The 21,344-nt window shown below is 63.2% G+C and carries 26 protein-coding genes and 1 tRNA gene; 16 read left to right on the top strand and 11 right to left on the bottom strand.

What is annotated here, in order from left to right; genetic code table 11:
• The first annotated feature begins 56 nt into the window (after nt 1–56).
• On the top strand, nt 57–791 hold the full coding sequence (locus BVH06_RS11160) for a sulfite exporter TauE/SafE family protein (protein WP_075934127.1): 735 nt from the start codon (nt 57–59) through the stop codon (nt 789–791).
• A gap of 256 nt (nt 792–1,047) precedes the next feature.
• Here the strand turns inward: BVH06_RS11160 and dgt are convergent, their stop codons facing one another.
• Entirely contained in the window at nt 1,048–2,514 is a 1,467-nt protein-coding gene (dgt, locus tag BVH06_RS11165; protein WP_075934128.1) for a dGTPase, read from the bottom strand.
• A 114-nt stretch (nt 2,515–2,628) separates the two neighbouring features.
• Here dgt and BVH06_RS11170 point away from each other — a divergent pair, with 114 nt between their 5' ends.
• Complete coding sequence (locus tag BVH06_RS11170; RefSeq protein WP_075934129.1) at nt 2,629–2,823, top strand: hypothetical protein; 195 nt, start codon at nt 2,629–2,631, stop codon at nt 2,821–2,823.
• Between the two features lies 1 nt (nt 2,824).
• Here BVH06_RS11170 and BVH06_RS11175 read toward each other — a convergent pair whose 3' ends face one another.
• Entirely contained in the window at nt 2,825–3,751 is a 927-nt protein-coding gene (locus BVH06_RS11175; protein WP_075934130.1) for a LysR family transcriptional regulator, read from the bottom strand.
• Between the two features lie 66 nt (nt 3,752–3,817).
• Here BVH06_RS11175 and BVH06_RS11180 point away from each other — a divergent pair, with 66 nt between their 5' ends.
• Nucleotides 3,818–4,426, top strand: a complete 609-nt coding sequence (locus BVH06_RS11180) for a LysE family translocator (protein WP_075934131.1) — start codon at nt 3,818–3,820, stop codon at nt 4,424–4,426.
• A 62-nt stretch (nt 4,427–4,488) separates the two neighbouring features.
• On the opposite strand, the gene BVH06_RS11185 is transcribed toward BVH06_RS11180, so the two are convergent.
• A complete protein-coding gene (locus BVH06_RS11185) occupies nt 4,489–4,734 on the bottom strand; it encodes a DUF2789 domain-containing protein (RefSeq protein ID WP_075934132.1) in 246 nt (81 codons plus the stop codon).
• 104 nt (nt 4,735–4,838) lie between these two features.
• Here BVH06_RS11185 and BVH06_RS11190 point away from each other — a divergent pair, with 104 nt between their 5' ends.
• The 9 genes from BVH06_RS11190 to BVH06_RS11230 all read left to right on the top strand — a co-directional run bounded on the left by BVH06_RS11190 (nt 4,839) and on the right by BVH06_RS11230 (nt 11,251).
• Nucleotides 4,839–6,131 carry a serine hydrolase domain-containing protein gene (locus tag BVH06_RS11190; RefSeq protein WP_371915282.1) on the top strand — a complete coding sequence of 431 codons (1,293 nt, stop codon included), beginning with the start codon at nt 4,839–4,841 and terminating at the stop codon, nt 6,129–6,131.
• Nucleotides 6,132–6,205: 74 nt separating this feature from the next.
• On the top strand, nt 6,206–6,715 hold the full coding sequence (locus tag BVH06_RS11195) for a hypothetical protein (protein WP_075929463.1): 510 nt from the start codon (nt 6,206–6,208) through the stop codon (nt 6,713–6,715).
• 220 nt (nt 6,716–6,935) lie between these two features.
• On the top strand, nt 6,936–7,637 hold the full coding sequence (locus BVH06_RS11200; RefSeq protein ID WP_075929464.1) for a YebC/PmpR family DNA-binding transcriptional regulator: 702 nt from the start codon (nt 6,936–6,938) through the stop codon (nt 7,635–7,637).
• A gap of 124 nt (nt 7,638–7,761) precedes the next feature.
• Nucleotides 7,762–8,340, top strand: a complete 579-nt coding sequence (locus BVH06_RS11205; RefSeq protein WP_075934133.1) for a hypothetical protein — start codon at nt 7,762–7,764, stop codon at nt 8,338–8,340.
• Nucleotides 8,341–8,342: 2 nt separating this feature from the next.
• Complete coding sequence (locus BVH06_RS11210) at nt 8,343–8,753, top strand: NUDIX domain-containing protein (protein ID WP_075934134.1); 411 nt, start codon at nt 8,343–8,345, stop codon at nt 8,751–8,753.
• A 114-nt stretch (nt 8,754–8,867) separates the two neighbouring features.
• Nucleotides 8,868–9,122: a hypothetical protein gene (locus BVH06_RS11215; RefSeq protein WP_075929467.1), complete on the top strand. Its 255-nt coding sequence runs from the start codon at nt 8,868–8,870 to the stop codon at nt 9,120–9,122.
• Between the two features lie 151 nt (nt 9,123–9,273).
• Nucleotides 9,274–9,606, top strand: coding sequence for a DUF2025 family protein (locus BVH06_RS11220; protein WP_075929468.1), 333 nt, complete (start codon nt 9,274–9,276; stop codon nt 9,604–9,606).
• Nucleotides 9,607–9,667: 61 nt separating this feature from the next.
• Nucleotides 9,668–10,066, top strand: a complete 399-nt coding sequence (locus tag BVH06_RS11225; RefSeq protein WP_075934135.1) for a GNAT family N-acetyltransferase — start codon at nt 9,668–9,670, stop codon at nt 10,064–10,066.
• Between the two features lie 153 nt (nt 10,067–10,219).
• Entirely contained in the window at nt 10,220–11,251 is a 1,032-nt protein-coding gene (locus BVH06_RS11230; protein WP_075934136.1) for a GGDEF domain-containing protein, read from the top strand.
• Nucleotides 11,252–12,075: 824 nt separating this feature from the next.
• Here the strand turns inward: BVH06_RS11230 and BVH06_RS11235 are convergent.
• The 4 genes from BVH06_RS11235 to BVH06_RS11250 form a co-directional block, all read right to left on the bottom strand.
• A complete protein-coding gene (locus BVH06_RS11235) occupies nt 12,076–13,731 on the bottom strand; it encodes a cation acetate symporter (RefSeq protein ID WP_075929471.1) in 1,656 nt (551 codons plus the stop codon).
• Nucleotides 13,728–14,039, bottom strand: a complete 312-nt coding sequence (locus BVH06_RS11240; RefSeq protein WP_070886806.1) for a DUF485 domain-containing protein — start codon at nt 14,037–14,039, stop codon at nt 13,728–13,730. The genes BVH06_RS11235 and BVH06_RS11240 overlap by 4 nt, the downstream gene beginning before the upstream one ends.
• A 117-nt stretch (nt 14,040–14,156) precedes the next feature.
• Nucleotides 14,157–14,501, bottom strand: a complete 345-nt coding sequence (locus BVH06_RS11245; RefSeq protein WP_075929472.1) for a hypothetical protein — start codon at nt 14,499–14,501, stop codon at nt 14,157–14,159.
• 68 nt (nt 14,502–14,569) lie between these two features.
• Nucleotides 14,570–15,142, bottom strand: coding sequence for a flavin reductase family protein (locus tag BVH06_RS11250; RefSeq protein WP_075929473.1), 573 nt, complete (start codon nt 15,140–15,142; stop codon nt 14,570–14,572).
• A gap of 194 nt (nt 15,143–15,336) precedes the next feature.
• Here BVH06_RS11250 and BVH06_RS11255 point away from each other — a divergent pair, with 194 nt between their 5' ends.
• From BVH06_RS11255 to BVH06_RS11270, 4 genes are all read left to right on the top strand, one after another.
• Nucleotides 15,337–17,043, top strand: coding sequence for an amidase (locus tag BVH06_RS11255; RefSeq protein ID WP_075934137.1), 1,707 nt, complete (start codon nt 15,337–15,339; stop codon nt 17,041–17,043).
• 102 nt (nt 17,044–17,145) lie between these two features.
• Entirely contained in the window at nt 17,146–17,859 is a 714-nt protein-coding gene (locus BVH06_RS11260; protein WP_075929475.1) for an AzlC family ABC transporter permease, read from the top strand.
• A complete protein-coding gene (locus BVH06_RS11265) occupies nt 17,856–18,167 on the top strand; it encodes an AzlD family protein (RefSeq protein ID WP_075934138.1) in 312 nt (103 codons plus the stop codon). Before BVH06_RS11260 ends, BVH06_RS11265 begins: the two co-directional genes overlap by 4 nt.
• Nucleotides 18,168–18,290: 123 nt before the next feature.
• Nucleotides 18,291–18,971 (top strand): DsbA family protein, encoded by a 681-nt coding sequence (locus tag BVH06_RS11270; RefSeq protein ID WP_075934139.1) that lies wholly within the window; start codon nt 18,291–18,293, stop codon nt 18,969–18,971.
• A gap of 39 nt (nt 18,972–19,010) precedes the next feature.
• Here the strand turns inward: BVH06_RS11270 and BVH06_RS11275 are convergent, their stop codons facing one another.
• From BVH06_RS11275 to BVH06_RS11290, 4 genes are all read right to left on the bottom strand, one after another.
• A complete protein-coding gene (locus BVH06_RS11275) occupies nt 19,011–20,024 on the bottom strand; it encodes a TonB-dependent receptor (protein WP_371915283.1) in 1,014 nt (337 codons plus the stop codon).
• Nucleotides 19,981–20,238, bottom strand: coding sequence for an Arm DNA-binding domain-containing protein (locus BVH06_RS11280; protein ID WP_371915284.1), 258 nt, complete (start codon nt 20,236–20,238; stop codon nt 19,981–19,983). The genes BVH06_RS11275 and BVH06_RS11280 overlap by 44 nt, the downstream gene beginning before the upstream one ends.
• 90 nt (nt 20,239–20,328) lie before the next feature.
• Nucleotides 20,329–20,404: transfer RNA gene (locus BVH06_RS11285), tRNA-Thr, on the bottom strand.
• Nucleotides 20,405–20,473: 69 nt separating this feature from the next.
• The gene (locus BVH06_RS11290) at nt 20,474–21,313 is read right to left on the bottom strand and encodes a S1 RNA-binding domain-containing protein (protein ID WP_075934140.1); all 840 of its coding nucleotides are present in this window, start codon (nt 21,311–21,313) and stop codon (nt 20,474–20,476) included.
• Nucleotides 21,314–21,344 lie beyond the last annotated feature (31 nt).

Raw genomic sequence — 21,344 nt, forward strand, 5'->3', positions numbered from 1 at the left:
GCGAGGCAGCGGCGACAGCCTCTACCCTGCGCATTCGTTGAATGAGCCCTCCTGCAATGACCCTCGCTGACCTGCTGTTGTTCGCCATTCCTGCCGTCTTTCTGACCGGCCTGTCCAAGGGCGGCTTCGGCGGCGCGCTGGGCGGCATTGCCGTGCCGCTGCTGGCATTGGCCACCTCGCCGATGCAGGCGGTCGCGGTGATGTTGCCGATCCTCTGCCTGGCCGATGTGGTAGGGCTCAAGGCCTACTGGGGAAAATGGGATACGGCCAACCTCAAGGTCATGCTTCCTGGCGCGGTGATCGGCATCGTCATCGGCTCGCTGACCTTCGAGCTGCTCAACGAAAACCTGATCGGCCTGCTGATCGGCGTCATTGCCATTTCCTTCGTGCTGCTGGGGCTGCTCAAGAGCGACCCGGCGCCTCGCCCGTTGCAACCCCGCCGGGGCCTGGCGCTCTGTTCGGTGGCGGGTTTCACCAGCTTCGTCGCCCATGCCGGCGGCCCACCGGTGATGATGCACCTACTGCCTCAGCAACTGGAAAAGCTGCGCTACGTGGCCACCATCAACCTGTTCTTTCTGCTCACCAACGCGATGAAGCTGATTCCCTACACCTGGCTCGGCCAATTCAGCCGAGAAAACCTGCTGCTCAGCCTGATGCTCGCGCCCATCGTGCCGCTCGGCGTATGGACGGGTCTGTGGTTGCAGTCACGGATCAACCACACCTGGTTCTACCGCATCGCCCGCCTGGGCATGCTGCTGGCTGGGTTGCAGCTGATCTGGAAGAACATCTAGGAACCTGTTCACGATTTTTATGTGCCTTAAGCGGCAAGTACAAGGCAGGAGCAGACACTCAAACCAACCAGTGGGAGCCCCGACCTCGGGGCGAAACGATTGCAGCCTGACTGCCTATTTCGGCGGTGCCTGAGCGAATCGCCGCGAGGTCGCGGCTCCTACAGTGGATCGGGGAACGGCCGCTACCGCCACCTAGCCGCCAGAATCAACGAACCTGGGCCGAATGGTCATGAACAGGCTCCAAGCCAAATCGCACCTACAGCGCGAACAGCGTCCGATACTCGTCATGGGCATGCTGATCGGTCATGCCGCTGATGAAATCCTGCACCAGTCGGCAACGGTGGTAGAACTCCCAGGCGGCGCGATCCCGCTCGCCGCACTCACGCACGGCTTGGCGATAGGCCTTGATCAACTGGCCCGGCAGGCGCCGCACCAGCATCTGCAGATAAGCCTCGCGACGGCAATTGCCCTCGGTAAGCTCGGCGAAGGTCTGAGCATCTACCCGTAGCAGCGCGCCGTAGCTATCCAACAGGCCCTGGATGATGCGGTGGCCCTGCAGTTGCAGGGTCTCCACCTCGCGGTGGCAGAACACCCGGGCCATGGCCACGTCCTTGAAGGTCTGCACGATGGCATGGGGCAAGCTGTCATCCTCGATCAGGGCGCGGTCCAGGGTACCGGCGTGCACCGCGTCGATGTTGTCGATGAACTGCCGCGCCGCGTGCTGCACCAGCGGGTGGATCATGCTGACGCGCAACTTGACGAAGAATTCCCCGGCCTTGTTGATCTCTTCCTGGTGATAGCGCTCGAGGGCTTGCTCGACCAGGCCTCGGAATGACTGTTTGGAGCCGGGAATCGGAGTGTCCGGGGATTTCAGCTTCTCGAACGTGGACACCAGCAGCGGCGCCAGCTCGGTCACGGTGAGGATGCCCTTCTCCACCGAATCCTCGATGTCGGCCAGGCAATAGGAGATGTCGTCGGCGGCCTCCATGATGTAGGCCACCGGATGACGAGTCCCCGGCGCCTGGCCCAGCGCCTGCTGCAGTTCGGCGACGAAATGCTCTTCGGACAGATAGAAACCCGGCTTCTTGTTCATGTAGGCGCCGGCCGTGCCCTTGCCGGGCCTGGGCTGGTAGGCCGGGCGCAGGTACTTGAGCAGGCCGGCGGTCTGGGTGTAGGTCAGGCGCAGGCGCTGCAAATTGACCACCAGCCGCACCGCCTGGGCGTTGCCTTCGAAGTTGCGCAGGTCGGCGCGCATGCGTGCTTGCAGATCAGGGTTGGCCTGGTGCTGCGGCACGGCCACGGCGAACAGCCCATCCAGGGCCCGCTCGAACCATTCGCCAATGGCGAATTCACCGAAATGCCCGAATGGCGGGTTGCCGATGTCGTGCATCAGGCAGGTCATTTCCACCAGGCTTTCCAGCGCGCCCTGCAAGTCGTCAAGGCCGTAGTCCGCAGCCCGCTCGCCGAGCTGGGCATACAGGGTACGAACGATGAAGCGTCCGGTCTGCTGCACCTCCATGGAGTGGGTCAGGCGGCTGCGCACCGCCGCATTGCGCTCGAGGGGAAACACCTGGGTGCGTTGCTGCAGGCGGCGAATGGCCGCGGAATTGATGATCCGCCCGCGATCGCTTTCGAAGGCGTAGAGCAGATCGACATCGCCGCCAGCCTGATCACCAGGGCGCAATGCGCAGATTCGCTGTTTGAAGTTCACCGCTGCTGGCATCGTCAGGCTCTCGATCAGGCACACAAGCCGCGAGCCTAACGCGCAGCGCCCGGTTTACCAAGCGCCCGACGCCGGGGACAATGTGCGCTTCGCTCCACCAGACAGGAGACAAGCGTGAACCGCGCCGACTTCCACCAGCAACGTGCCGCCCAGGCCACCGCCGACGCCCAGCGTTTACTGGATCGCCAGGCCAGCCTTGGCGCTGGCTGGCTGACCTGGGTAGCCAGCCAGCTCTATCAACTCTCGCCGCCGGAATACGCGGCGATGGTCAGGCGCGAGTTGCAGCGCCTGAGCACAGGGCGATCCTAGCTCAGGCGCCCTGCGCTCGCAGCCACTGCACGAGCCTGGCCTCCAGGCTTTCGGCTGCAATCGGCTGTGGTGCCAACAGGCAGTAACGCGAACCGTCCTCCACGAACCCCAGTGGCGCGGCGAGAAGCCCCGCGTCGATATCGTCCCGCACCAGGTGCCATGGCCCGATGGCGACGCCCAGCCCGGCAACCGCCGCCTGCAAGCTGAAATAGAAGTGTTCGAAGGTGCGCGCCGGCCCCGCTGGCAGAGGGCGTCCGCTGGCCTGAGCCCAATCCTCGAAGGCGCCGGAGCGCGTGCGGGTCTGCAGCAGCGGCGCCGTTGGCAGTAGCGCCAACGCTGCGGCGGAACCGACGAACCATTCGCTGACCCTTTCAGGCCGGCAGACCAGGCCGACCCGCTCGGGGAAAAGCACTTCGGCGTGATAGCTGGCGGGCCAGACGAAGTCGTCGCGGCGGATGGCCAGATCGACGCCCGACTCGAAGCTGAATGCGCCGCCGCCCGCTACCAGATGTGGCTCCAGGCCTCCGTGCGACGCTTGAAAACCGCTCCAGCGGGGTATCAGCCAGCGCATCAGCAAGGTCGGTTCGCAGGACAGCACCGCGGGGCGCGGCTGTCGAACGCTGTCACGCAGCGCTTGAACGGCCTCGTGCATGAGATCCAGCCCCTGACCGACCGCGCGTGCCAGGGTGCGCCCTGCACCATTGAGAAAAACCCGCTGCCGTCGCCGCTCGAACAGTGGCATGCCCAGGTCGTCTTCCAGCAACCGCACGGCGCGGCTAACGGCGCCGTGGGTCAGATGCAGCTCCTGCGCCGCCTGGCTGAAATTCTCCAGGCGCGCAGCCGCTTCGAAACAACGCAGCGCCATGAGCGACGGTAGCCGCGTCCGCCTCGGTTGTGAGCTTGGCTCACCACTCATGTCAAAAGTCATCGCTATCCACCCACGCTGCCGGAATTGAATAATCGGCCTGTTGTAGAAACTTCGACAGGATAAGCGATGAATGAATGGATAGCTGTAATCAGTATCACCCTGCTGGCGGTGATCAGCCCTGGCGCGGACTTCGCGCTGGTCACGCGCAACAGCCTGATGCTTTCCAAGCGCGCTGGGCTGTTCACGGCGATGGGGATCGGACTGGGCGTGCTGGTTCACCTGAGTTACACCCTGCTGGGCGTCGGCTTGCTACTTCAGCAATCAACCTGGCTGTTCAATTTACTCAAGCTGGCCGGGGCCGCCTACCTGGTCTACCTTGGCATCGGCATGCTGAGCAGCAAGGCCGTCGACACACCGGCCGCCGCCTCACCCACGCCCGTATCGAGCCTGGTGGCCCTGCGCGGTGGCCTGCTGACCAATGCGCTGAACCCGAAAACGTCGGTTTTCATCATCAGCCTGTTCATGCAGGCCGTTCAGCCTGGCACTCCGACGACCACGCAGATCGCCTATGGCGCCTTCATCGCCCTGGCCCACTTGGCCTGGTTCAGCCTGGTGGCCCTGTGTTTCTCGGCGGGCTCGGTCAGAAGGCGCCTGTTGTCGGCCAGGCAGTGGATCGATCAGCTATTCGGCGGCCTGTTGATCGGCCTGGGCGCGCTGCTGGCAGCGTCGCACTGACCCAACCAATGATCGCTGGGCACCGCGTGGGGTGCCCAGCGTCTCTGCGAGCGCGGTGGCGCTCAGGCCAGCTTGTTCTCGTGCAGCCGCACGTTCAGCTCGTCCACCACCGGCGCCCATTCGGCGTCTTCCAGCAACTCGTCCTTGAGAAAGGTCGCCTGGGCCTGGTTCCAGAACGGCGCTTCGGAGACTTTCACGTCATCGGGCAACGGATAGTGCTTGGCGATGAAGGCGTCGATGCTGGCAGGGTCGGAAGGCAGTCCCAGTTGCTTGAACAGGGTACCGAGGTCTTTATTGGGCAGTTCCATGGGCGTCTCCATCAGTTGCTGTGTGGTGTGTAGAGCCGCGCCGACAAACGACAGTTCAACCTCTCGGCTACGACGCAGCGCGCTATCGGGGGTCGTTATCGGCTATGGTTGAGCCATCGACCACGCATCGGGGACGCCTCGTGATCACTTCGCAACGTTGCAGCACCGCCCTTCTCCCAGCCGCCATCGCCCTGCTGCTCGGCGCCTGCGCCCACGTGCCAACGCCGCCCGCCGACAAGCCCGAGCGCATCGGCCGCGCCCAGGATCTCTACGAGCTACCGCCGACCTATCAGGCGGGTACCTACCGCAACATGGACGAGCTGTTCTACACCCGCACCGTGCACCGCGGCCCGCAGGTTCTGCCGCTGCCCAAGGGCAGCGAAGTACCGGTGCAATACACAGCAGGCGGCCAGCGCCTGGGCGTCGACGCGTTCATGCAGCGCAATCAGGTCAGCGGGCTGCTGATTCTCAAGGATGGCAAGGTGGCGCTGGAGCGGTACGCCATGGGTAACGACGCCAGCACCCGCTGGACGTCTTTCAGCGTGGTCAAGTCGATATCCTCGACCCTGGTCGGCGCTGCGGTGCAGCAGGGCAAGATCGCCAACGTAAACGACCCGATCACCCGCTATCTGCCGCAACTCAAGGGCGGCGCCTACGACGGCGTCAGCGTCGAACAGGTGCTGCAGATGAGCTCCGGCGTGGCCTGGGACGAAACCTACCGCGACCCGCAATCGGACAGGCGCCGCATGTTCGAACTGCAATTGGCTAACGACCCTGGCGCGTTGCTCAAGCAGATGTCCGCGCTGAAGAAGGCGCAGGCACCCGGCACCACCTTCAACTACAGCACGGGTGAATCGCACCTGCAGAGCGAGCTGGTCCATGCGGCGACCGGCATGACGGCCAGCGATTATCTGTCCGAACGCATATGGGCGCGCCTGGGCATGGAGCGCGACGCGTTCTGGCAGCTCGACAGCCGTGCGGGCCAGGAAATCGGCAGCAGCGGCCTGTCGGCGACGCTGCGTGACTACGGCCGCTTCGGCCAGTTCATCCTCGATGACGGGGTGATCGATGGCGAACGCATCCTGCCGGCCGGCTGGCTGCAACGCGCCACCCGCGCGCCAGCAGGCTCGCACCTGGAGCCCGGCAAACTGTACGACGGCGAATACGCCCTGGGCTATGGCTACCAGTGGTGGCTGTTCCCCACCGGCAGCACAGCGCTGCCCAACCACGACGGCGGTGCCTTCGAGGCTCAGGGCATCTTCGGCCAGTTCCTGTACATCAACCCCAGGGAGAAGGTCGTTGCGGTGGTGTGGAGCACCTGGCCGAAGCCGGAGATGGATGAGCGGGAAATGGAAACCTACGCCTTCATCGGGGCGGCGGTCGAAGCGCTGCGTTGAACGGGAAAGCACCGGCGCGCCGAACCTGAAGGCGGCGCGCGGGTCGATACATCAGATTTGCCTGGGGAACTCCTATGATTGACTGCCGACATGGCGTGGGCTGCCTGCTGCTGAGCCTGATGCTCGCAGGCTGCGCCTCACCGACCACCTGCGACGAGCCGCTGAGCGGCGACAGCTGCCGCGATCGCCAGCTGCTTTATCAGAACGACATGCTGCAGGCCAAGATGCTGGTGATGTCCGGCGACATGGAAAGCCATGAGCTGGCCAACGCCCTGCTGCGCCGTGCGGCGAGCGAAGACGAACGCGGCGAGGTGGAGTTCTACCAGGCGATTCTGATGATCCGCGAGGGCCCGCAGACCGAGGACGTGCTCGCCAAGCTGGAAACTGCCGCCGAGAAGCAGCAACCCTACGCCGTGGCGCTGCTCTACCGGATCTGGTCGCAACCTTATCTGGTCGATGAGGCCGACCTCATCCGCGCTGAAGAGTACCGCGCCGACTACGCCGAGCTGGATGTCGCCAAGAGCGGCTACCCATCCTTCGAGAAAGCCCTGGAGCTGGTCGATACGCTGATTCAGACGCCCTGAACCGGATGCAGCGGGCCAGGGAGCCTTGGCCCGCTCCTGCCGAGCAGTCGCTGACTGCCTTGCGGAGCGCCGATATCGGATGCTCACACGCAAAATGTGATTTGCCGGGTGCCAGCACGGCGCCGACGCATTAAAATCTGCCACCCTAATTCGTTGCACAGCCCGTCCGGTCACCTCGAGGCTGCGCCACACCACCATTCGCACAGCCGAGAGAACAGACATGGGCGCCCAGTGGAAAGCCAAACCTAAAGAAGCCGCCGCCAACGCCAGGGGCAAGATCTTCGGCCGCCTGGTCAAGGAGATCATGGTCGCCGCGCGCAATGGCGCCGACCCGGACATGAACCCCAAGCTGCGCCTGGCCATCCACCAGGCCAAGAAAGCCTCGATGCCCAAGGACACCCTCGATCGCGCCATCAAGAAAGGCGCGGGCCTGAGCGGCGAGACGGTGAACTTCGAGCGCACCACCTACGAGGGTTTCGCGCCCCATCAGGTGCCACTGATCGTCGAATGCCTGACCGACAACGTCAACCGCACCGTGGCCGAGATCCGCGTGCTGTTCCGCAAGGGCCAGCTGGGCGGCAGTGGCTCGGTGGCCTGGGATTTCGACCACGTCGGCCTGATCGAGGCCTCCAGTGACAGCGACGCCGACCCCGAGCTGGCCGCCATCGAAGCCGGTGCCCAGGATTTCGACGAGGCCGACGAAGGCAACACGCTGTTCATCACCGAGCCGACCGACCTGGACCTGGTCAGCCGTGCCCTGCCCGACCAAGGCTTCACCGTCAACTCGGCCAAACTCGGCTACCGCCCGAAGAACCCGGTCACCAGCCTTACGCCGGAGCAACTCGAAGAAGTCGAAGCCTTCCTGGAAGCCATCGACAACCACGATGACGTGCAGAACGTTTACGTGGGGCTGGCTGGCTAATCCGGCCAGAAGGGTAAATTGCGGCAATCCATCACGGTATTGCCGCAATAACCCGGTATACTGTCCGGCTTCCTTCTGCGCCGCTCAAAGGCGCAGCGGAATACAGCCTTACAGGAGCTTCATCGTGCACAAACCCCTCTTCATCGCCGCCTGCCTTATGCTCGGAGCTTGCAGCAGCGCCCCACACTCGTCCGCCCCGGACGTTCAGGACCGCATCGTACGCAGCAACCTGGAGGCGATCCATAACGCCCAGGTCGTGCCGCTGCCGCTGGACCCGCAGAGCAGCGTGCCTCACGGTATCGCCAGCGATGCCAGCATGCAGTTCGGCAGTTCGCTGTCCAACTACCGCGTCTACTCCCTGAAGCTCAAGCAGGGCGAGCGCTACCGCCTCAACGTCAATTCGCTGTGCGACCACACCTGCATGGGCATCAACAAGTTCGCCCTGAAGCCCCGCGCGGTTCTGATGGACGCCTACGGCACGGTGATCCCCAACAAGCCGGCCCGCCCCTCCGCGGTGATCGGCATGACCAGCATGGGCTGGGATGGCGAAGCGCCGGAAGATGGCACCTACTACCTGCTGGTGGCTGCCGACAAGGAAGACATCGGCCGCACCATCGTCATCGACGACGTGTGGATCAACAACTCGCCGCTGATGGCGGTGAAGGTCGGCCTGCTGGAAACCCCGCCCAGCCACCTGCGCTGAACATGCCGTCGCGTACCCTGAACATCGCAGCCGCCTGCCTGCTCGACGACGCGGGCCGGCTGCTGGTGGTGCGCAAACGCGGCACGCGGATGTTCATGCTACCGGGCGGCAAGCGCGAAAACGGTGAAAGCGCCCTGCAGGCCCTGACCCGCGAACTCGACGAAGAGCTGAACCTGCAGCTCTGCGAAGCGGCGTTCACGCCACTGGGCCATTTCAATGAAATAGCCGCCAACGAAGCCGACACCCGCGTGCAAGCCGATATCTTTCGCGCCGCCATCGACCATCCGGTGGCGCCAGCCGCCGAGCTCGAGGAGCTGCGCTGGCTGCACCCGGACGATCCACGTGGAGACGACCTGGCGCCGCTGCTGCGCCTGCATGTACTGCCGCTGATCTGGACCGCACGCCCGCTCTGAACGTTCGGCCACAGGGGCGCCGATAGCCACTATCGAAGTGAATGATTTCTGCGCCAGCGAGCCAGCCAATAGCCTAAGCACTATCCCATACGGCTTCGCTCACAGGTGCCCACCATGCAACGTTCACTGCTCATTCTGCTGACCCTTCTTACCCTCTCGCTTGCCGGCTGCGCCACCCCGCAGTCGGCTGCCGAACGCCCCTATACCGACGCCGAGATCAAGCAGTTTGCCCTGGAAATGCTCAGCCGCAGCGGCCTGCAATACGAGGACTACGAAAAGATCCGCGGCGCTCTGCAGGCACCCAGCTACCGCGTATCCAACTCGATCCGCGATATCGGCCCGCAACCTCGCGTATTGCCGGAAGGCTGATCGACCGCGCAGCGACGGCATGGGCGGCGACTGCGACAACGCGTACAGCGCGGCGCAGTGGCCCGCTACCGATTCGTTGATCCACGACAACGCACTTCTGCACGCAGCGCTTAGCCTGAGCCGATCCATTGCGCTATCACGAGGGCTCACCATGGCTATCACTTCCGCCGGCATCTGCGCCGCAGCCGACCAGTTGCAAGGGTTCGTCGGCTTCAACCTCAAGACCGGCCAGCATATCGTCCGTTTCAGCGAAGACTCCTTCGGCCTGGACGTTGCCGAAGACAGCATCACCCCGACCAGCGAGTTCGTCTGGCAAGCCGCGGACGATGGGGAGCTGATGACCCTCAAGCGCAACCGACTGCGTCTGCTGATCGAACTGCGCATCGACGAGCGCCTGGCTATCAGCGAACCACTGCGCATCTACCTGCGCCGCGATGACCTTCCGGAAATCAGCGCCGTGCGCCTGCTGCAACGCAGCGCGTGAGCCTAGCAGCCATGGCAACTGAATCGTAGACTGGCGCCCCGCCCTTCACTGCCCTGCATCAATGCCCGAGTTTCGCTGCCTGCCCGACCACCTGCGGCCCCTGGCCGATAAGTTCTACCGAAGCCAACACTCGGCCATGCGCACCCGAGCCGCCCATCAGGTGTGGGTGGCCGAACGTGCGCAGATCATCGCCGCTCTGTGCTTGCAGCCCGTGGCTCATGGCCAATGGCTGACCAGCCTGCTGGTCGATGCCGAGCAGCGCCAGCAGGGCGTGGCCAGCGCCCTCGTCACCCATGCATTACAAGCGATCGACACACCGGTGTGGCTTTTCTGCCATCCCGATCTCGAACCCTTCTACGCTCGCCTGGGCTTTTCGCCTTGCACATCACCGCCTGGCCCCCTGGCTGACCGCCTGCTACGTTACAAACAGAAAAAAATATTGAACGTAATGGCACGTTGATATCTCATAAGGCCTGACGTGACGCTGGCAATCGAGCCGACTCGCTTCGGGTTAGCGCTTTCTGCCCGCCATGGCCGCCGGCCATGGACTCAAGCGCTAGCGACGAGCGAGCACTGCTGCCAGGCGTACGCGGACCAATGAGAACAACAGGCCATGGGCAGACCTTTCAATCGTGCTCTTGCGCGGCTGCGCAAGGACTTTCAGCTTTCCATCATCACCCTGATGGGCTTCTTCGGGGTGCTCGGCATTACCCCCTACGCGGTCTATAGACTTTCGCAAGGCAATTATCCGGTCGGCATCGCCGATACGATCATCGTGCTGTCGACGCTGTTCGCCATGGGCTACGCCTGGCGAACCGGCGATACCCGCAAGCCCGGCCTGTTCCTGGTCGTGGTCGATTCGCTTTGTGCCACGCTGATCGCCGTCAAGCTGGGGATCAACGGCCTGTTCTGGATCTACCCGCTGATCCTCCTCAACTTCTTCATGGCACCGCCCTTGCTGGCCTTGCTGGCGACCGTCGCGGTGCTGGTCGCACTGGTAATCTATGCCAGGCTGATGCCGGGAGCGGTATTCGAAAGCGATTACCAGATGCTGTCGTTCATCGTCACGGTAATGATGGCCAGCACCCTCAGCTTCATCTTCGCCCAGCGCGCACGCTACCAGCGCAAACAGTTGCAGTCCTGGGCCACCCGAGATCCGCTGACCGGCGCCCGCAATCGCCGCGTGATGGATCAGGAGCTGAAGATCGCCGTGGCCAACAAGCGCCGCCACCACACCAGCAGCGCCGTTCTGGTCATCGACATGGACCACTTCAAGCAGGTCAACGACCGCTTCGGCCACGCCGCGGGCGATCAGGTGCTGGTGAGCTTCGTCGAGCTGACCAATCGCTGCTTCCGTCACGAAGACCGGCTGTTCCGCTTTGGCGGTGAAGAGTTCCTGTTGCTGCTGTGCAACACCAACGAGAAGGGCCTGCGGGCGGCGGCTCTGCAGTTGCAGGCGCAGATCGCCCAGCACCTGAAGACCCCGGACGGGCCGGTAACGGTATCGATGGGCGGCGCGGTGCTGTACGCCAACGAGCGCTGGCAGGACTGGCTGCAACGCGCCGACCATCAGCTCTACGAAGCCAAGCGCGCCGGGCGCAACCGGATCCATATCGACACCTATCAGGTGCCGGCAACGGCGTAAGCGGTAGCGGCCACTCGCTGATCCACTGTGGGAGCGGGTCTACAGGATGGATAGAAGCGCGCAGACGAAGCGTCAGCCACGCACCCTGAACCATCCTAAGAACTCGGCCCGTTTTTGTAGGAGCCGCACCCTCGCGGCGAATTACTCAGGCACCGCCGATAGGCAGTCAGGCTGCAATCGTTTCGCCCCGAGGTCGGGGCTCCCACAGCTTGGTTTGAGTGGCTGCTTCTTCTTGTAGTTGCCACTTCATGCACATACAAGATTTTGACCAAGTTCTAAGAGCTTGGCCCGCTTTTGTAGGAGCCGCGACCCCGCGGCGAATTAGTCAGGCACCACCGATAGGCAGTCAGGCTGCAATCGTTTCGCCCCGAGGTCGGGGCTCCCACAGCTTGGTTTGAGTGGCCGCTTCTGCCTTGTAGTTGCCCCTTCATGCGCATACAAGACTTTGACCAGGTTCTAAGAGCTTGGCCCGTTTTTGTGGGAGCCGCGCCCTCGCGGCGAATTACTCAGGCACCGCCGATAGGCAGTCAGGCTGCAATCGTTTCGCCCCCGAGGTCGGGGCTCCCACAGCTTGGTTTGAGTGGCCGCTTCTACCTTGTAGTTGCCCCTTCATGCGCATACAAGACGTGAACAGGCTGTAAGCGCTCGAGCCCGCCCAGCCTGTCGACGCCCTTATGCCAGACCACGAGGCGCCGCGTTGATTGCCCGTCGCTGCCGGCTTGGCCATGGGCGGTACGCAGGCACGCTCGCCCCTCCATCTATCTGTGCGGCACCAGAATGAAAAAGGGCGACCCGAAGATCGCCCTTTGTCTACCCGATATGGATCAGTGGGCCGAAGCGCCGCTGGCCCCCAGGCCGGTGTGCGAACGCACGAATTGTGGCAGGAACAGCGCACGTTCTTCTTCAGCAGCCTTGGACTTGTCGGTGATCGAGAAGAACCAGATGCCGACGAAGGCCGTGATGATCGAGAACAGCGCCGGGTATTCGTACGGGAAGATCGCCTTCGCGTGGCCGAGTACCGAGACCCAGATGGTCGGGCCGAGCACCATCAGCACCACTGCGGTGATCAGGCCCAGCCAGCCGCCGATCATGGCGCCGCGGGTGGTCAGGTTCTTCCAGTACATGGAGAGGAACAACACCGGGAAGTTACAGCTCGCCGCGATGGAGAACGCCAGGCCGACCATGAAAGCGATGTTCTGCTTCTCGAAAAGAATCCCCAGGCCGATGGCCAGGACACCCAGGCACACGGTGGTGATCTTCGAAACGCGCAGCTCGTCCTTCTCGTTGACGTTGCCCTTCTTGAACACGCTGGCATACAGATCGTGGGAAACCGCCGAAGCGCCTGCCAGGGTCAGACCAGCAACCACCGCGAGGATGGTGGCGAAGGCCACGGCCGAGATGAAGCCCAGGAAGATGCTGCCGCCCACGGCGTTGGCCAGGTGCACCGCCGCCATGTTGTTGCCGCCCAGCAGCGCGCCGGTGGCGTCCTTGAAGGCCGGGTTGGTGCTGACCAGCAGGATCGCGCCGAAGCCGATGATGAAGGTCAGGATGTAGAAGTAGCCGATGAAACCGGTGGCGTAGAACACCGACTTGCGGGCTTCCTTGGCATCGCTCACGGTGAAGAAGCGCATCAGGATGTGCGGCAGGCCGGCAGTACCGAACATCAGCGCCAGGCCGAGGGAGATCGCCGAGATCGGATCCTTGACCAGGCCACCCGGGCTCATGATCGCTTCGCCGTTGGCGTGCACCTTGATGGCTTCGGAGAACAGGGTCGCGAAGTTGAAACCGACGTGCTTCATCACCATCAGCGCCATGAACGACGCACCGGAGAGCAGCAGCACCGCCTTGATGATCTGTACCCAGGTGGTGGCCAGCATGCCGCCGAACAGCACGTACATCACCATCAGGATGCCGACCAGCACCACGGCCACGTGGTAGTCGAGACCGAACAGCAGCTGGATCAGCTTGCCGGCACCGACCATCTGCGCGATCAGGTAGAAAGCCACCACCACCAGCGAGCCACTGGCCGAGAGGGTGCGGATTTCCTTCTGCTTGAGGCGGTAGGAAGCTACGTCAGCGAAGGTGTATTTACCCAGGTTGCGCAGGCGCTCGGCGATTAGGAAGAGAATCACCGGCCAGCCGACCAGGAAGCCGATCGAGTAGATCAGGCCGTCGTAGCCAGAGGTGAACACCAGGGCGGAAATACCCAGGAAAGATGCCGCCGACATGTAGTCACCGGCGATTGCCAGGCCGTTCTGGAAGCCAGTGATACCGCCCCCTGCGGTATAGAAGTCGGATGTCGACTTGCTGCGCTTCGAAGCCCAGTAGGTGATGCAAAGGGTGCCACCGACGAAGGCCAGGAACATCACGATGGCAGGTGTGTTGACCGCCTGACGCTGCACGTCACCGGTCAGCGCATCGGCCCACAAGGCCGGTGCCATGGCCATCAGGGCCAGGGCGCTAAGGATACGGCCGATCATTTGCCCACCTCGTCCAGGATGGCCTGGTTCAGGTTGTCGAATTCGCTGTTGGCGCGGCGCACGTAGATACCGGTCAGCACGAAGGCCGACAGAATCACGCCGACACCGATGGGAATGCCCCAGGTGATCGGCGAATCCGCACTGATGCGGGTTCCGAGCAGGCCAGGCACGAAGGCGATGAGCAGAATGAAGCCGACATAGATGCCGAGCATGATGGCGGAGAGTATCCAGGCGAATCGCTCGCGCTTGGCTACTAGCTCCTGGAAGCGCGGATTTTGCTCGATCCGCCGGTAGATGCTGTCGTTCATTTTATTGTTATCCTCCACAGCAGGATGCTGGTACGGATAACTGTATGTCAGCATTCAACTTGCGACAGACGACCTTAGTCGAAGCACTCGGCTTTTTAGACCAAAGTCTAATGCGGCCTATCGCCGCTGCTCGTACCGCTGGGTGCCCTGCCCCGGATAACGCTGCACCTCGTAACCGTTGGGATACTCGATGCTCTGGCGGATACCGCCGCGGGTTTCGAAGGTGGAGCTGCGCTGGCCGCTTTCATAGCGGCTGGAGTCGATGCCCTGAGGAATGCGCTGGCCACCATAGAGGTTGTAGCGTTCCTGGCGCTCGTAGGTGTCGACGCTGCCGCTCGCTCCGGGGCTGACATACGCTTTGGGGATCACGCGAATGGTCTGCGGCGCACGCTCATCGGCAGACGCGGCACAAGCGCCGGCCATGATGGTCAGCGCCAGAGCAAGACTGATCGATGCTTTCATGGCGAACTCCATAAGGGGCGCGAACGCGCCCTCGATGCATGTCTACCTGGGACAACGCCAGACGCGGATCATTTGCGGGTCAGCGCCTCGCCGATGCCATAAAAGTGACCGCCGGCGACATGGTGAAGGCTGCGCCAGGCCGGATCGGCGTCCTCGAAATGCCAGCGCCCATCGCGAAATACCCGGTCGTCGGCCCATGCCGCGGTGACTTCGCCGATGAACAGGTCGTACGCCTGCTGGTTATGAGGCTCGTCGATCAGGCGGCAGGCCATCCACGCCGAGCAACCGGCCACGAACGGCAGATCCAGATCCCCCATGGAAAGCAGCTCGACGCCACTGTCGGCCAGCTTGCCCGGTTCATCATTGAGGCTGCGCGAGCCGACCTGATAGGTCAGTTCCAGTTGCGCGGCGGTGGGTACCTGGATGACGAACTGCCCGCTGCGCTCGATCAGCACACGGGTAGCGGTGATCTTGTCGAGCACCACGGTCAGCTTGGGGGGATCGAAATCCAGGGCACAGGCCCAGGCGGCGGCCATCACCCCGTCGACCCCGTCATGACGAGCCGATACCAGCACCGTCGGGCCATGGCTGAGCAGTCGATAGGCCTTGTCCAGGCTCACGGGCTTCATCGAATCGGGCATTGCGGCACCTCACTGGAATTCAGACGCCACTGTACAACATCAGGCCTGTGCAAAAAATTGAACGCCTGGGGCTGCCCCTTCTGCACGGCTGGCACTAGAATCGACGGTCGACCGGCTCCATGCGAGCCGCCATTGCACCGGGCATCAGGCGCGCAAAGAACGTCGCCGGCCCATGAGCCATCAGGGGTGACAGCATGTTCGAGGTAACCGAAGTCTCCATCGCCGAGCTGCGCGCCGCGCTCGAGGCTGGCCGCGTCACTGCGGTCGAACTGGTCAGGGCCTACCTCGCGCGGATCGATGCCTACGACGGCGCCGATACGGCCACCCGACTCAACGCCGTGGTGGTGCATAACCCCGATGCCCTGACAGAGGCCGAGGCCTCCGATGCCCGTCGCGCGCGTGGCGAAACCCTGAGCCCGTTGGATGGAATTCCTTACACCGCCAAGGACAGCTACCTGGTCAAGGGCCTGACCGCCGCCTCGGGCAGCCCGGCCTTCAAGGATCTGGTCGCCCAGCGCGACGCCTTCACCATCGAGCGCCTGCGTGCGGCCGGCGCCATCTGCCTGGGCAAGACCAATATGCCGCCGATGGCCAATGGCGGCATGCAGCGCGGCGTCTATGGCCGCGCCGAAAGTCCCTACAACGCCAACTACCTCACCGCACCGTTCGCCTCCGGCTCCTCCAACGGAGCCGGCACCGCGACCGCCGCGAGCTTCTCTGCCTTCGGCCTGGCCGAGGAAACCTGGTCGAGCGGCCGCGGCCCGGCGTCGAACAACGGCCTGTGCGCCTACACGCCATCGCGCGGGGTGATCTCGGTGCGCGGCAACTGGCCGCTGACTCCGACCATGGACGTGGTGGTGCCTTTTGCCCGCCGCATGGCCGACCTGTTCGAAGTGCTGGACGTGGTGGTCGCCGACGACGCCGATGCCCGCGGCGATCTGTGGCGCCTGCAGACCTGGGTGCCGATTCCCAAGGCCAGCGAGGTACGCCCGGCGTCCTACCTGGACTTGGCCGCCAGCCCCGAAGCCCTGAAAGGCAAACGCCTGGGCGTGCCGCGTATGTACATCAACAAGGACGAATTGGCCGGCACCAGCGAAAAGCCCGGCATTGGCGGCCCGACCGGCCAGCGCATCCATACTCGGGCCTCGGTGATCGCGCTGTGGGAGCAGGCTCGCGCCGCCCTGGAAAAGGCCGGTGCCACGGTGGTCGAGGTGGATTTCCCGTTGGTCTCCAACTGCGAGGGCGATCGCCCTGGCGCGCCGACGGTGTTCAACCGCGGCCTGGTGTCCCGGGAGTTCCTGCATGACGAGCTGTGGGAACTGTCGGGCTGGGCCTTCGATGACTTCCTGCGCGCCAACGGTGATCCGAAGCTCAATCAGTTGGCCGACGTCGACGGCCCGCAGATCTTCCCTCATGACCCCGGTACCCTGCCCAACCGTGAAGACGACCTGGCCGCCGGCATGGACGAGTACGTGCGCATGGCTCAGCGCGGCCTCAAGGCCTGGGACGAAATCGCCAGCGTGCCGGACGGCCTGCGCGGCCTGGAAAAGACCCGCCAGCTCGACCTCGAACAGTGGATGGACGCGCTCAGGCTGGACGCCGTGCTGTTCCCCACCGTTGCCGACGTGGGCCCGGCCGATGCCGACGTGAACCTGCAGTCCGCCGACATCGCCTGGAGCAACGGCATCTGGGTCGCCAACGGCAACCTCGCCATTCGCCACCTCGGCGTGCCGACCGTGACCGTGCCCATGGGCGTGATGGCCGATATCGGCATGCCGGTCGGCCTGACCTTCGCCGGCCGCGCCTATGACGATAACGCGCTGCTGCACCTGGCCTCGGCCTACGAGTCGACCGGTAGCAAACGGCAGATTCCGCCGCGTACACCGCCGTTGAAGGGCTGATAGCCGCCCTATGGAATCGGCCAGCCAAACGGCCGATTCCGATTTCCTTCGCCGCGCCGAAGCACCCAGCGGCGCCGCTCGATCACGACCATCAGGAACCCCATGTCCGCCCAAGAGCAACGCCCTTTACAAGCACTCGACCTCGCACTGACCTGGGATGGCTTTCGGCAATTTCTGCCGATTTCGGCCTTCGTGGTGCTGTTCGGCCTGGCATTCGGGCTCGCCGCCACGCAAACCGGGCTGAGCAGTGAAACCAGCCTGGTCATGAGCGCCCTGGTATTCGCCGGTGCCTCGCAGTTCGCCGCGCTGGATCTGTGGGGCACGCACATTCCGCTGGTGCCGCTGGCGCTGACGGTCTTCGCCATCAATGCCCGCCATCTGCTGATGGGCGCCACGCTGTATCCCTGGCTCAGCAGCCTGCCGCCGGCCAAGCGCTATGGCGTGATGCTGGTGGCGTCCGACGCCAACTGGGCCATGTCGATGCAGGCATTCGGTGCCGGCAAGCCCGGCCTCGGCCTGCTGCTCGGGGGCGGCCTGGCGCTGTGGCTGGCCTGGTTGGTCGGCACCTGGCTGGGCATCTATTTCGGTAGCGCCATCGACGACCCGGTGAGCTTCGGCCTCGACATGGTGATGGGCTGCTTCCTGCTGGCCATGGTGGTCGGCGGGCAGAAGAATCTGCGCATCCTGATCATCTGGGCGGTCGCCGCCGTCGCATCGCTGCTGGCCTACTGGTACCTGCCCAGCAACAGCCACGTGGTGGTCGGCGCCCTGGCCGGCGGTGCACTGGGCGCACTATGGATGGAGAAACAGCCATGATGCTCGAAACAGCCGGATCCGGCGCCCTGATCGTGGTGGTCGTCATGGCCGTGGTCACCCTGGCCACCCGTTGGGGTGGCGTGCTCGTGATGTCCTTCGTGCCGATCAACCTGAGAACCCAGCAGTTCATCAGCGCCATGTCCGGCTCGGTGCTGGTGGCGATTCTCGCGCCACTGGCGCTCGAAGGCGATGCAGGCGCCAGGCTGGCGCTGCTGAGCACTGCCGTCGTCATGCTGCTGGTCAGAAAGCCGCTTGCCGCCATTGCCGCGGGCATACTGGTAGCCGCCCTGGTTCGCCACCTGATGTGAAGATTGCCGCCTACCCGCTTACCGATCTGCACGGCCTGCGCAACACAGTTGCAACCCGACCTGCCTATTTCCTAGCCCATCGAAGCAGTATGGTGCCGCGATCTTCCTTATCGAGGACAGCTCATGGCATCGTTCAATCTTTTGTACATTTTCGATCCACTGTGCGGCTGGTGCTATGCCAGCTCACAAATCCTCGCGACTTTGGCCGATCGCTGGCCAGGGCAACTGAACATGCTGCCGAGCGGGTTATTCTCCGGCGCTGGCGCCCGCACCCTGTCGACCGCCTGGGCGGCCCACGCCTGGAGCAATGACCAACGCATAGAAGCGGCAACCCGGGAGGTCTTCAGCATCGCCTACCGTGACAAGGTGCTGGCCGATACCGACACCGCATTCGACTCGTCCCCTATCAACCGCGCCCTGACGGCAGCTCAACAGATCGACGCCACCCTCGAGCCACGTCTACTCAGACACCTGCAACTGGCCAGGTACGTGCAAGGTGAAAACACGTCCAGCACCCAGGTGGTGGCGCGCTTGACGGCCCAATTCCTCATCAGGATCGGCCACCAAATCGACAGCGTGGTGCTGGCTCGCCAACTGGCCTCTTGCGAAGCGCTTGCGCGGCAGACCGACGAACGCATCCAGACCACCCAGGCACTGATGAACCGTTTCGGCATTCAGGGCGTGCCGCAACTGCTGGTACGGGTCGATGAACGCACCCATACTCTCTCCTCCAAGGCGCTGTACCAGGGGCCGGCCTTCCTGATGAACGAATTGCGCCTACTGCTCGGCAGCGAAGTAGCCTGATGGTCCCGAAGGTTCGGGCCGATCAGGCATGGCGGCGCCCTACAGCTTGTAGTCGAGCACCAGCCCGAAGCTGCGCGGCGCACCGACGTCGATGATCTCGTCGTTGCGGTTGTTGGTGATGTAGTGCTTGTCGAACAGGTTCTTCACGTAGCCCGATAGCAGCAGTTGCTCGGTCAGCGCGTATTCGGCATTGAGGTTCATCAGTACGTAGTGATCGGCCACATGGGTGCGGGTGACCTTGCCGTCGGCACCGAACTCGTACTGACTCGGCGCACCCTCCTGATACACCAAGTCTGCGCCCACCACCAGGCCATTGGCGAAGCGGTAACGCGCGCCGGTCGAGGCCTTGTAGCGGGGCGCATAAAGGAATGGCTTTCCACCCATGTCTTCGCCGTCGCCGGTCACGAAGTCACCGTATCGTCCATCGGTATAAGCCAGACCGGCGTTGATGCTCAACTGGCTGGTCAGGTCCTGTTCGAGGAAGACTTCAAGACCCTTGATGGTGCTGTTGGCTGCGTTATAGACCTGGAAGAAGTTCCCGTCGTCGTCAAGCACGCTGACCTGCTGATCCTTCCAGTCCGTATAGAAGAGGTTGGCACGCAAGCGTACGCTTTCCTCGCGCCAGGCGCCACGATAGGAGAGCTCGTAGTTGGTGGTGTATTCCGGATCATAGGCGACATGTCCGCCACCTGCCCTGACGTTCACGCCACCGCCGCGGTAGCCCTTCTGCACGGTAACGCCCAGGTACTGGCTATCGGCGAACTGGTAATCCAGGCCAAGCTTGGGCAACAGCGCGCTGAACGTATTGGAGACCTTGCCGGGCGTAGAGAAGTCGTCCTGCTGCACGTCGGTCCGGTTGCGCTCGCGGTCATAGCGCAATCCGGTGATCAGCGTCCATTTTGGCGCGAAGGTCCAGTTCAGCTCGCCGAACAGTGCGCGGTTATCAATCCGAGTATCACCCATTACGGTGCCCAGCAGCGTACCGTTGTTGGTTAACCGATCATGGTAATCATTGGTAGTACGACCGTAATAGGCGCCTACGAAACCGCGCACATCCTCCCCGCGCCTGTGCAAGGGTTACCTTGTCGACTGTGCCAAGGGAAATGTGAGATTGCTTGGCATCCAGACGGAAGCGAAAGCGCCAGGACTTGCCGCCTGCCGCGCGAATCCAGAGGAACAGGCCACCGCCATCCGCAAGGCCATAGTCCCTCTCGCGCGGTGCAGCATTCTTAACCTGCAAAGCCGTCAAAGGCATGCGAGTACCCATAGATTATTGAACTAACCTAAGGTACTCGGATAGGTACTTACAAGATAAGCGCTTGGATGAAACTGGATGGCACTGCATGAATCGAGTGACTGGTGCCGGAGACAGGAATCGAACCTGCGACCTTCGCGTTACGAGTGCGCTGCTCTACCGACTGAGCTACACCGGCGGGGCTCGCATTATTGGCAAGCGCCGCGTGTCGCTCAAGTGCTTTTTGTGGCGCCTGCCCGTCGCGTGGTTACTTCACCAGTTCGATGCGCTCGTCATGGATGCGGATCAGGCCCTGCTTGTAGAGGCCGCCGATGGCTTTCTTGAAGTTGCCCTTGCTGACCCGGAACATCGCGCTGATGCGTTCTGGCGAGCTCTTGTCGCTCAACTCCAGCATGCCGCCGCTGTCACGCAGGCGCTGGAGAATCTGTTCGCCAAGGCTGTCAGCCACTTGCTGGCCGACTGGCTGCAGGCTGAGGCTGATCTTGCCGTCGCTGCGCATTTCCTTGATGAAACCCGGCTGGCGGATGCCACCACGCATGAAACCGATCACCTCGTTCTTGTGGATCAGGCCCCAGTGCTTGCCGTTGATGATCGCCTTGAAACCCATGTCGGTCGGCTCGACCACCAGCAGGTCGACTTCGTCGCCGGCCTGGTAGGTCGCCGGCACCTTGTCCAGGTAGCGGTCAAGGCGCGCGGTGGCGGTGATGCGGCGGCTGCGCTTGTCGACGAATACGTGCACCACGTAGTAATCGCCGATCTGCAATGGGCGCTTTTCTTCCGAATGCGGCAGCAACAGGTCCTTGGGCAGGCCCCAGTCGAGAAACAGGCCGACGCGGTTGATGTCGACGACCTTGAGGCTGGCGAACTCGCCGACCTGCACCTTGGGCTTGTCGGTGGTGGCGATCAGTTTGTCTTCGCTGTCCAGATAGACGAACACGTTGAGCCAGTCGTCCACATCGCTCGGCGTGTCCTTGGGAATATAGCGTTTGGGCAAGAGAATCTCGCCGTCCGCGCCGCCGTCCAGATACAGACCGAAGTCGGTGTGCTTGACGACCTGCAAGGAATTCATACGTCCGATAACAGCCATGGTACCTACCCTCGTTTTCAGGCCGGCAGTG

The sequence above is a fragment of the Pseudomonas sp. PA27(2017) genome, from assembly GCF_001945445.1.
In the GTDB taxonomy this organism is placed as follows: domain Bacteria; phylum Pseudomonadota; class Gammaproteobacteria; order Pseudomonadales; family Pseudomonadaceae; genus Aquipseudomonas.

Excerpts from the sequence above, each read along its gene's own strand:
- BVH06_RS11225 (WP_075934135.1), top strand. The coding sequence starts at position 9,668 with ATGCCCGAGTTTCGCTGCCTGCCCGACCACCTGCGGCCCCTGGCCGAT.
- BVH06_RS11220 (WP_075929468.1), top strand. The coding sequence starts at position 9,274 with ATGGCTATCACTTCCGCCGGCATCTGCGCCGCAGCCGACCAGTTGCAA.
- BVH06_RS11245 (WP_075929472.1), bottom strand. The coding sequence starts at position 14,501 with ATGAAAGCATCGATCAGTCTTGCTCTGGCGCTGACCATCATGGCCGGC.
- BVH06_RS11200 (WP_075929464.1), top strand. The coding sequence starts at position 6,936 with ATGGGCGCCCAGTGGAAAGCCAAACCTAAAGAAGCCGCCGCCAACGCC.
- BVH06_RS11290 (WP_075934140.1), bottom strand. The coding sequence starts at position 21,313 with ATGGCTGTTATCGGACGTATGAATTCCTTGCAGGTCGTCAAGCACACC.
- BVH06_RS11250 (WP_075929473.1), bottom strand. The coding sequence starts at position 15,142 with ATGCCCGATTCGATGAAGCCCGTGAGCCTGGACAAGGCCTATCGACTG.
- BVH06_RS11210 (WP_075934134.1), top strand. The coding sequence starts at position 8,343 with ATGCCGTCGCGTACCCTGAACATCGCAGCCGCCTGCCTGCTCGACGAC.
- BVH06_RS11195 (WP_075929463.1), top strand. The coding sequence starts at position 6,206 with ATGATTGACTGCCGACATGGCGTGGGCTGCCTGCTGCTGAGCCTGATG.
- BVH06_RS11255 (WP_075934137.1), top strand. The coding sequence starts at position 15,337 with ATGTTCGAGGTAACCGAAGTCTCCATCGCCGAGCTGCGCGCCGCGCTC.
- BVH06_RS11185 (WP_075934132.1), bottom strand. The coding sequence starts at position 4,734 with ATGGAACTGCCCAATAAAGACCTCGGTACCCTGTTCAAGCAACTGGGA.
- BVH06_RS11215 (WP_075929467.1), top strand. The coding sequence starts at position 8,868 with ATGCAACGTTCACTGCTCATTCTGCTGACCCTTCTTACCCTCTCGCTT.
- BVH06_RS11175 (WP_075934130.1), bottom strand. The coding sequence starts at position 3,751 with ATGACTTTTGACATGAGTGGTGAGCCAAGCTCACAACCGAGGCGGACG.
- BVH06_RS11230 (WP_075934136.1), top strand. The coding sequence starts at position 10,220 with ATGGGCAGACCTTTCAATCGTGCTCTTGCGCGGCTGCGCAAGGACTTT.
- BVH06_RS11265 (WP_075934138.1), top strand. The coding sequence starts at position 17,856 with ATGATGCTCGAAACAGCCGGATCCGGCGCCCTGATCGTGGTGGTCGTC.
- BVH06_RS11270 (WP_075934139.1), top strand. The coding sequence starts at position 18,291 with ATGGCATCGTTCAATCTTTTGTACATTTTCGATCCACTGTGCGGCTGG.
- BVH06_RS11235 (WP_075929471.1), bottom strand. The coding sequence starts at position 13,731 with ATGATCGGCCGTATCCTTAGCGCCCTGGCCCTGATGGCCATGGCACCG.
- BVH06_RS11160 (WP_075934127.1), top strand. The coding sequence starts at position 57 with ATGACCCTCGCTGACCTGCTGTTGTTCGCCATTCCTGCCGTCTTTCTG.
- BVH06_RS11190 (WP_371915282.1), top strand. The coding sequence starts at position 4,839 with ATGGTTGAGCCATCGACCACGCATCGGGGACGCCTCGTGATCACTTCG.
- dgt (WP_075934128.1), bottom strand. The coding sequence starts at position 2,514 with ATGCCAGCAGCGGTGAACTTCAAACAGCGAATCTGCGCATTGCGCCCT.
- BVH06_RS11180 (WP_075934131.1), top strand. The coding sequence starts at position 3,818 with ATGAATGAATGGATAGCTGTAATCAGTATCACCCTGCTGGCGGTGATC.
- BVH06_RS11260 (WP_075929475.1), top strand. The coding sequence starts at position 17,146 with ATGTCCGCCCAAGAGCAACGCCCTTTACAAGCACTCGACCTCGCACTG.
- BVH06_RS11280 (WP_371915284.1), bottom strand. The coding sequence starts at position 20,238 with ATGGGTACTCGCATGCCTTTGACGGCTTTGCAGGTTAAGAATGCTGCA.
- BVH06_RS11240 (WP_070886806.1), bottom strand. The coding sequence starts at position 14,039 with ATGAACGACAGCATCTACCGGCGGATCGAGCAAAATCCGCGCTTCCAG.